This is a genomic window from Phenylobacterium sp. (assembly GCF_028290885.1).
In the GTDB taxonomy this organism is placed as follows: domain Bacteria; phylum Pseudomonadota; class Alphaproteobacteria; order Caulobacterales; family Caulobacteraceae; genus Phenylobacterium.
The window spans coordinates 1-9,133 of sequence record NZ_JAQGIZ010000202.1 but is presented as its reverse complement, the minus strand read 5'-3'; the positions used below and the strand labels follow the sequence as shown (position 1 = coordinate 9,133).

General features: G+C 69.4%; 9 protein-coding genes. 2 read left to right on the top strand and 7 right to left on the bottom strand.

The annotated features are described in order from the left end of the window. The 4 genes from JWP28_RS13880 to JWP28_RS13865 form a co-directional block, all read right to left on the bottom strand. The coding region (locus tag JWP28_RS13880) for an MFS transporter (protein WP_299543770.1) at window positions 1–1,292 on the bottom strand (1,292 nt) is incomplete at its 3' end. A 128-nt stretch (window positions 1,293–1,420) separates the two neighbouring features. Further along, window positions 1,421–2,263 carry a class I SAM-dependent methyltransferase gene (locus JWP28_RS13875; protein ID WP_299543769.1) on the bottom strand — a complete coding sequence of 281 codons (843 nt, stop codon included), beginning with the start codon at window positions 2,261–2,263 and terminating at the stop codon, window positions 1,421–1,423. A gap of 380 nt (window positions 2,264–2,643) precedes the next feature. Then, window positions 2,644–3,525, bottom strand: a complete 882-nt coding sequence (locus JWP28_RS13870; protein ID WP_299543768.1) for a transglutaminase family protein — start codon at window positions 3,523–3,525, stop codon at window positions 2,644–2,646. Between the two features lie 41 nt (window positions 3,526–3,566). Then, a complete protein-coding gene (locus JWP28_RS13865; protein ID WP_299543766.1) occupies window positions 3,567–4,280 on the bottom strand; it encodes a glutathione S-transferase family protein in 714 nt (237 codons plus the stop codon). Window positions 4,281–4,394: 114 nt separating this feature from the next. Here JWP28_RS13865 and JWP28_RS13860 point away from each other — a divergent pair, with 114 nt between their 5' ends. Beyond that, on the top strand, window positions 4,395–5,840 hold the full coding sequence (locus JWP28_RS13860; protein WP_299543764.1) for a UdgX family uracil-DNA binding protein: 1,446 nt from the start codon (window positions 4,395–4,397) through the stop codon (window positions 5,838–5,840). Window positions 5,841–5,907: 67 nt separating this feature from the next. Continuing rightward, window positions 5,908–6,945: a class I SAM-dependent methyltransferase gene (locus tag JWP28_RS13855; RefSeq protein ID WP_299543762.1), complete on the top strand. Its 1,038-nt coding sequence runs from the start codon at window positions 5,908–5,910 to the stop codon at window positions 6,943–6,945. A gap of 14 nt (window positions 6,946–6,959) precedes the next feature. Here JWP28_RS13855 and JWP28_RS13850 read toward each other — a convergent pair whose 3' ends face one another. The 3 genes from JWP28_RS13850 to JWP28_RS13840 form a co-directional block, all read right to left on the bottom strand. Continuing rightward, window positions 6,960–7,631, bottom strand: a complete 672-nt coding sequence (locus JWP28_RS13850; protein WP_299543761.1) for a TetR/AcrR family transcriptional regulator — start codon at window positions 7,629–7,631, stop codon at window positions 6,960–6,962. A 9-nt stretch (window positions 7,632–7,640) separates the two neighbouring features. Then, complete coding sequence (locus tag JWP28_RS13845; protein WP_299543759.1) at window positions 7,641–8,816, bottom strand: VWA domain-containing protein; 1,176 nt, start codon at window positions 8,814–8,816, stop codon at window positions 7,641–7,643. 81 nt (window positions 8,817–8,897) lie between these two features. Beyond that, window positions 8,898–9,133: aldo/keto reductase (locus JWP28_RS13840; RefSeq protein WP_299543758.1), on the bottom strand; the 236-nt coding region annotated here is incomplete at its 5' end.

The following is a 9,133-nucleotide window of genomic DNA, read 5'->3' as shown; positions in this document are numbered from 1 at the left end:
GGCTCCTTCACCGCGGCGATCAGCAGCACCAGGGCGGCGATCAGCACGCCGATGGAGATGCCGAACACCAGGTCGTAGCCGAACAGGTCGGCGATCTTGCCGCCCATCAGCGGGCCGAGGGTGGCGGTGATGCTCTCGGCGGTGGCGCTGACGGCGATCCGCATCGGCAATTCGTCGCGGTCGCCGAACTCCAGGATCATGGTCTGGGCGGCCATCATGTAGCCGGACTGCGCTGCGCCGAGGCCGAAGAAGGCCAGGAAGATCGCCCAGCTGTCGTGGACCTGGATCAGCAGGATGGTCGAGGCGATCCAAGTGACGATCGAGAACAGCAGCACCAGCCGGAAGCCGCTCTTGTCGCCCAGATAGCCCCAGACCAGGTTGGAGAGGGTGTCCGCGCCCAGGTAGGCGAGCGACAGCGCGCCCAGCATCATCCCCGTCATGTGGATCGAGGCCGAGACGTAGAGGATGTAGAAGGGGGTTGCGATCCGCGCCGAGGTGGCGAGCATCTGCACCAGCAGGAAGTAGGCGTAGGCGCGGTCCTCGGTGATCAGCCGCGGGAATTCGCGCAGCCGGTCGCGGAAGCGGCCCTGCGTGCGGGTGGTCGGCGGCTCGGGCTCCTTCAGCAGGAACTGCAGCGCCCACAGGCCCATCGAGGTCAGGATGAAGGCGAAGACGAAGGTCGTGCCGTAGCCGTTGCCGAACAGGTTCGGGCCGATGAAGTAGCGGCCGGCGAAATAGGCCAGGACTGCGGCGATCAGTCCGCCGGTGGCGTTGCGCCAGGCCTGCAGGCGACCGCGGCGGCTGATCGGGATCACCTTGGCCATGAGCAGGCTGAAGACCACCCGCTGCGCGCCCATGAAGATGCCGAACATCAGCATGAAGCCGAGGATCGAGGCCACCAGCGCATTGCCCTTCAGCAGCCAGCCGGACAGCGCGATGCCGAGCACCGCCGTGCGCGCCAGCCCGCCCATCCACAGGGCCGCCGGCATCACCTTGGTGCGGTGCTCGATCTTGCTCGCCCCGAAGATCGGCGAGATCACCCCGCCCACCTGCTGCAACGCCAGCCCCAGCCCCACGATGGCGTTGGAGCCGGAGATCATGTGCAGGTAGGCCGGCAGGAAGGTCGGCGCGTTGACCAGCCGGAAGCCGGTCATCCCCAGCATGCCGTGCAGGTAGTTGCCGAGGTAGTTGCGTCTCAGATTGTCCCAGACGAACTTCTCGTACTGCGCCTCGCGTACGGCGAGATCGGTCTCGCCGGCAGCCGCGTCGGTGGATTCAATCTTGGCGTCCAAATGCGTCCAGGCCGCGCGCGTGCCGGCTTGTCCGGCCGCGCCCGGCGCCCTCCGGCAACGGATAAAATCAATTCTCCGGGTCTAACAGAATCGCGGCCCCCGCGGAAAGCGCGGATCGGCAGCGGACGTCAGGGGTTGCGCGCGGTGACGATCCAGGTGGCGGAGTCCATCGTCACCTTACCGTCCACCAGATGGGCCGTGAGCGCCGCGCGGACGTCGGCCTCGATCACTTCCCGCGCCTCGGGGTTGTCGCGCAGCAACGCCCCGAGCGGGCCAACTCGCAGGGCCATTCGGAAGGAGGCGGCCGGCGCGTTGCTGATCTTCTGGTCGTGCGCGCGGACCTCGACATCGGAAAAGCCCGCGGCGGTGAGCAGGCCGCGCAATCGCTCGCCGTCTGCGAAGGCGAAGGGGCCGGGCGCATCGGGTTCCGGCGGCGGGCGCGGCGGCAGATGCTTGAGGCCGGCGCTCAGCGGCACGGTCATCCAGGGGTTCTCCTGCATGCCGCGCCAGCACAGGAAGGCGATGCGGCCGCCGGGCTTCAGGGCCCTGCGGATGTTGGCGAAGGCCGCGGTGGGATCGGCGAAGAACATCACGCCGAAGCGGGAGAAGGCCGCGTCGGCGGCGCCGGGATCGAACGCGCAGACCTGGGCGTCGGCCTCCAGGAATCGGACCGCGCCGGCGCCGGCCGCCTCAGCCTTGCGCCGCGCGACCGCCAGCATAGGCTCGGAGATGTCCACGCCAAGCACGCGGCCCTGCGCGCCGACCGCCTCGGCCAGGGCCAGGACGGTCTGCCCGCACCCGCAGCCGATGTCGATGATCCGCTCCCCGGCCTGGGGCGCCAGCGCGGCGATGGCGGCGGCGCCCAACGGCGCGATCTGCCGGTCGAGGTCGTCGTTCAGCTCGACCCAGGTGGGGCCGGCCGACTCGGTCCAGTAGGTGGCCTGGTCGAGATTGGGAGACAGCTCTTCCATGGCCGGAGGGGACCACGAAACAGCGGCCTGGCAAAGCGGTCGCCGCGGTCAGGCCTCGAGCCTGCTGAACGGCCCCCGCCTAGACTGAATCGACATTCAATCGCCCGGCCACGCTCCCCTCCCCGCAAGGGGGAGAGGGCTTTTGAGGGGCTAGCCCCGAGCTCCACTAAACGCCGATCGGTCCTAATGCCCCGGGCGAGGCTCGACGCGGCGCGGAGGGCGCGAGGGGGCGGCGGCTTTGGGGTTCGGCTTGCAGCCGTGCTGTGGCGTGGGCGCGGATTTCAGGAAGCCGGAGTCAGTACGGTCCTGCTGCTGGAAGCCCTGCGTCATGGAGGCGTCTCCCGGATGGTTTTGCTTCGGCCCCGCCTTCGCAATCTGACTCAGGCGGCGGCCGGAAGCGACTGGGCGGGGCGCACGTCTACGTGAACCGTCAGATTGGACTGGCCGCCGTCGCCATAGATCGCGCCGGAGACCGGGGCGGCCTCGACCGGCGTGCGGGTCATCGCCACTGGGATCAGGTCGGGGCTCTCGGCCAGCGCATTGGTGGGGTCGAACTCGGTCCAGCCCAGCTCGGGCAGGAAGACCTCGCACCAGGCGTGGGTCGCGCCCGCGCCGCGGACGGTGGCCCCCGCGCCCGGCGAGTAGAGATAGCCGGTAACGAAGCGGGCGGCATAGCCCAGCCGCCGCAGCGACTCGACCATCAGCCAGGCGAAGTCGCGGCAGGCGCCGGACCCCACGCTGACGGTGTGGCTGGGCTCCTGGGCGTGGCCGGTGTCGCGGGCGATGTACTGGAAATCGGCATGGATCGTTCGATTGAGCCTGAGCAGGAAGTCGAGCGCCGGCTCGCGTGTGCTGCCCACCTGGTTGCGCAGCCAGGCCAGCAGGTGGCCGTCGGCGTCGTCGCTGACCGGATCGATGAACGGCGCCAGCACCGCCCGATCGGACGGCGCGTAGACGATCGGCGTCACGGTCTGCGGGTCGGCGATGTCACGGCGGAGCAGCGGGGCGGGGAAGCGCTCGATGGTGAGCTCGCTGACGATCGACAGGATCCGGCTCTCCCCGTCCGGGGTGAAGCTGCAGACCGAGTTGGCCATGGCGTCGTAGAGCCAGTGGGTCTCGCCCGGCGGAGAGAGCGTCAGGTGGGCGTCCACCACGCGCGTCGCGTGGCTGTCGCGCGGCCGCATCAGCAGGCGATGCGCGGCGAACCGCACCGGACGCTCATAGGTGTAGAGCGTCTCATGGCGGATGGAGAGGCGGGCCATGGTCTCGGAACAGGTGGTGGCGCGGTCGGTTCCGCGCAATCTCAGGCCAGCGCCGGCTCCGCCCACGCAAACGCCGGATAGAACCGCGCCATGATCCGGTCGTGGTAGGCCACGAGGTTGGGGAACCTCAGCAGGGCGTCCCGCACCGGCGTGTCGAAATGCGGCGTCGCCACCGCCGCCAGCCCTGCGAACAGGGTCGCGTCCGCCCCGCACATCGCCGCGCCGGACAGATAGGGCTCATCGCCGATCAGCTCCGAAAGCGCGGCGAAGGAACGGCCGGCGAGGTCGGCGACTTCGGCGAGGGAATGGCGGCCAAAGCCCTGGCCGTGCAGGTTCTCCAGCACCCGCGCCCGGCCCGCCTCGACCACCTCAGGCGGCGCGCCGCCGAAGAAGATCGCCGGGCCCTTGTCGAAGTTCTCGCGTACGCCCCAGCGGGCGTAGATGGTCGCCCAATAGAGGTGGTCCTCCACCACCCGCTCGGCGGTCCAGGCAATGGCGCGCTGCCGGGGCGAAAGGTCGGCGTCGAGGTCGACGCCGTATCTCCGTTCCAGATGCTCGCGGATGAAGGTGGAGTCGCCGATCAGGACGCCTTGGTCCTCAATGTACGGCAGTTTGCCCTTGGGCGCTTCCGGCGGGCGGGACTTTCGCGTGGTGAAGGGCAGGCCCGACATCTTGAGCTGCACCTCGGTCTTCATGACGAAGGGGCTCGGGTCCGGCAGGCCCCAGAGGGAGCCGATGGTGTAGAGGGTGATCATGGTGGCGCTCCGTGCTGGGGAGGGCCGCATGGTCGCCTGGGCGTGCTGTCAGCGTCCTGTCAGCAGGGTGCGGCGAGGCTAGACAGAACAAAAAGAGAACATTAGAACTGGGGGATGACCATCCCCGACCTCCAGGCCGAGCCGCAGGCGATCGTCAGGCTCGCCTCCGAGACCGATTTCCCGGGCTGGCGGGAGGCGGCGCGGCGGCTGCGCGCTCGCCACGTGGCGCCGGAGGCGGTGATCTGGACGGTGGACGGGGCGGGGAACCTCCTCGACGCTGCGGGTGACACGGGGGCGCCCTCTACCTTCACCGTGCCGCGGGCGTTCGTGGAACTGGCGGGGACGGTGATCCGGCACCGGTCGGACGAGCGGTTCGCGCTGCTCTACCGGATCCTGTGCCGGCTGGAGCGCGAGACTGGGCTACTGGCGGTCAAGGCCGATCCGGACGTGCGCAAGGCCCATGGTTTCGCCCGGGCGGTCGCCCAGGCGGAGCATCAGATGAAGGCCTTCACCGACTTTAAGCGGTTCGCGGGCGCCGACGGAGGAGAGGTGCAGGTGGCCTGGTTCGAGCCGGCGCATCGGGTGACCGAGGCCGCCGCGGCGTTCTTTGTGCGGCGCTTCGCCAACCGGCGGTTCTCCGTCCTGACGCCGGACGTCTGCGCCCACTGGGACACCCGCGAGCTCAGCTTCACGCCGGGCGCCGATCCGGCCGATGCGCCCCGCGAGGACGGCCTGGAGGACTACTGGCGCAGCTATTGCGCCGCAGGCTTCCGTCCGGGCCAGCCGGCGCGCGATCGGCGGAACCCGCCCGAGGCCCGGCCCATTCCGCAGCAGATCGCTCACGCGGAGGCTCCCAGCCCAGCCATGGTCGGCCGGACCCCATCTGCACCCTCGCCGCGCGCGCCTCCTTCCGGCAGACTCGTGCGCGCCGCCCAGCGGGCCAGCCGCGACGCGTCCTACGACGGCCAGGCGGTGACCACGCTCGAGGAGGTGCACGCCGGCGTGCAGATGTGCCGCCGCTGCGACCTCTACCGCGACGCGACGCAAGGGGTCTCCGGCGAGGGCCCGGCGCGAGCCAGGATGATGCTGGTGGGCGAACAGCCCGGCGACCAGGAAGACCTCGCCGGCCGTCCCTTCGTCGGCCCCGCCGGCCAGATGCTCGACAAGGCGCTGGCCGCTGCAGGCGTCCCCCGCGACCAGACCTACGTGACCAACGCGGTGAAGCACTTCAAGCACGAGCTGCGCGGCAAGAAGCGCATCCACAAGACCCCAAACGCCGGCGAGGTGACCGCCTGCCGCTGGTGGCTGGAGAACGAACGGCGGATCGTGCGGCCGCGGGTGATCGTGAGCCTGGGCGCGACCGCGGCGCTGTCGGTGTTCGGCAAGCCGCTGGCGATCGGCAAGATGCGCCAGCAGGCGCTGCAGCTCCCCGACCAGGCGCAGGGTGTGGTGACCTATCACCCGTCCTACCTGCTGCGGTTGCCCGACGCCGACGCCAAGGCCAAGGCCTATGCGCTGTTCGTCGAGGATCTGAAGTTCGCCTGGAGCCTGGCGGCCTGATTGCCTCTCTGTCCGCCTTCGCCTAACGGAGGATGGTCGCGGTGACGAGCGACGCGGGGAGTTCGAAATGGCGTCGCTGAAGGATCTCCTGCGTCCCGGCCGCCCCGCCAAGCCGGCGCCGGACTGGGCCAGGCCGCTGTTCGCCGCCGAGCTCGCCCCGCATCTGCGGCGCAAGGACGGCGAGGTGCTGGTCTGGACGATCGAGGACCGCGCCTCGAAAGCGGCGATCACCGACCAGTTCAAGGCCAACGCCGAGGAATACCACCGCCGCTACGCCGCCAGCGACCACTTCGAGCGGCTGTTCCGCCAGGGGCTGGAGGCGACGGGCGTCGCGGTCGCCGAGGCCCCGCTGATCCTCGACCTCGGCAGTGGCTCGGGGGTGAACTCCATCGTGCCCTGCCGCCGCCTGTTCCCCGGCGCACGGATGGTGGCGACCGACCTTTCCGCCGAGCTGCTGGCCATGCTGGCCGCCTACGCCCTCGACAACGCCGCCGCCGACGCGGTGGTCTGCGTCAAGATGGACGCCATGAGCGAGCGGGTGACGCCGGGCGGCTTCGACCTCGTCACCGGCGCTTCGATCCTGCACCATCTGGAGAGCCCGGAGCGGGGGCTGAACGCAGCGGCGCGGGCCCTGAAGCCGGGCGGCCACGCCATCTTCTTCGAGCCGTTCAACGGCTGGGCGATCATGCGCCTGGCGTTCGAGCGGATCCTCGCCGAGGCGGAACTGCGCGGCGATCCGCTGGACCCGGCGGCCGACGCCGTCCTGCGCTCGACCATCCGCGACGTGGCCGAGCGCAGCGACCCCGACACCACGACCTCCTGGTTCCGCAACCTCGACGACAAGTGGCTGTTCTCCCGCAGCCGGGTATCGGCCTCGGCCAAGGCGGCAGGTTTCGAGACCGTGCGGTTCGTGCCGCACCGCGGGCATCCGACGCTCTACAAGGACATGACCGCCGTGCAGATGCGGCTGTCGACCGGCCGCGCCGACGTGGTCTTGCCGGATTGGGCCAACGCCATCATCGACAGCTTCGACGCAGCCCTGACCCACGACGCCAAGCGCGAGCTGATGATGGAAGGCACGATCCTGCTGACCAAGGCCGCCTGAGCGCCGGGACCCGCCTAGGGCGCTAGGAAGCCCGCCTCGGCGAAGTCCAGCATGCGGCCGAGCAGGGCGGCGACGTCGCCCTCGCGGGTCAGGCCGCCGGACAGGTGGTGCAGCCGGTCGAACTCCACGAAGCGGTTGTTGTGCACCATGCCCAGCACGAAATGCAGCCGCCAGTAGACGCTCTCCGGCGGCAGGTCGGGCCGCGCGGCCTTCAGCGCCTCGGCGAAGCGCGCCAGGTGGGAGACGTCGTTCTGCAGGGCGTCGCGCATCTCCGCGGTGCCTTCCGAGCGGGCGCGGATGATGAACTGCACGCTGATCCGCCGGTCGTTGGCGGGGTCGGCCCAGCGCAGCGGCGGGGCGAACAGCGCCTCGAGGATGTCGCGCACCGGCGGCTTGCCGCCGTGGCGGTCGTTGGCCTCGTGCAGCATGCGGGCGCGTTCGCGGTTCAGCTCGCCGGTCCGCCGGCGGAAGATCTCGAACAGCAGGGCGTCCTTGGAGCCGAAATGGTAGTTCACCGACGCCAGGTTGACGCCCGCCTCTGCGGTGATGTCGCGCACTGAGACGTTCTGGAACCCGTGCAGGGCGAACAGCCGCTCGGCCGCGCCGAACACCGCGGCCTTGGTGGCGGCATGGGTCTCTTCGTCGTCGGGGCTCTCAACCACCCCGTTCGTGAGGTTGTCGCTCATGGGCCCCGCCTAGCGGGCGAGCTCCTTCATGGCCTTCTCCAGACCGGCCAGGGTCAGCGGGTACATGCGCTCGCCCACCAGCTGTTTGATGACGCCGACCGAAGGGGTGTAGTCCCAGTGCCGCTCGGCGGTGGGGTTCAGCCAGATCATGTGCTCGTAGATGTTGGCCACCCGGTCGAGCCACACGGCGCCGGCCTCCTCGTTCCAGTGCTCCACCGAGCCGCCCGGATAGGTGACCTCGTAGGGGCTCATCGTCGCGTCGCCCACGAATATGACTTTGTAGTCGTGCGGGAACTTGTGGAGCACGTCCCAGGTGTTGATCTTCTCGGCGTGCCGGCGCCGGTTGTCCTTCCACACGCTTTCGTAGAGGCAGTTGTGGAAGTAGTAGAACTCCATGTTCTTGAACTCGGAGCGGGCGGCGGAAAACAGCTCCTCGCAGACCTTGATGTGGCTGTCCATCGAGCCGCCGATGTCGAAGAAGATCAGCACGCTGTTCTTGTTGCGGCGCTCAGGGCGCATCTGGATGTCGAGGTAGCCCTTCTCGGCGGTGCCCTTGATGGTGCCGTTCATGTCGAGCTCGTCGGGCGAGCCGTCGCGGACCCATTTGCGCAGGCGGCGCAGCGCGACCTTGATGTTGCGGGTGCCGAGCTCGACCTGGTCGTCGAGGTTCTTGTACTCGCGCTTGTCCCAGACCTTGATCGCCCGGCCGTGGCGGCCCTTGTCCTGGCCGATGCGGATGCCTTCGGGGTGATAGCCGTCGGCTCCGAAGGGTGACGTGCCGCCGGTCCCGATGGCCTTGTCGCCCTTCTCGTGGCGCTCCTTCTGCTCCTTGATGCGCTCGGCCAGCATCTCCATCAGCTTGTCGAAGCCGCCCATGGCCTCGATCTGGGCCTTCTCCTCCTCGGTGAGGAACTGGTCGGAGAGTTTCTTCAGCCACTCGGCGGGGATGTCGGCGGTGACGTCGTCGCCCATCCGCTCCAGGCCCTTGAAGACGTGGGAGAACACTTGGTCGAACTTGTCGATGTTCTTCTCGTCTTTCACGAGAGCCGCGCGCGACAGGTAGTAGAAGTTCTCGACCGAGCGGTCGATGACCCGCTTGTCGAGCCCCTCCATGAGCATCAGGTATTCCTTCAGCGTCACCGGCACCTTGGCCTGGCGAAGCTCGGTGAAGAAACGCATGAACATGGGTGGTCTCGTGCGGCGAACGTCTGTTTGAACGCGGAGGATGGGGCGTCGGGTCCGCGATGTCCAGAGTGGCGGACGGCCTCAGGCGCTCCGCTTCTCGCTGTCGAGCGTCGCCATCTGCGGGGCCGGGTAACGCTCGCCGGCCGCGGCGTCCTTGGGGACCGCCCGTTCCAGGGCGGCGATCGCTTCGGGCGTCATGGCCGCGTCGAGGGCGCCCAGCGCTTCGGCCAGGCGGTCGCGGCGGCGCGCGCCGACCAGCGGGACGATGTCCTCGCCCTTGGCCAGCACCCAGGCGATGGCGGCCTGGGCAGGCGTCA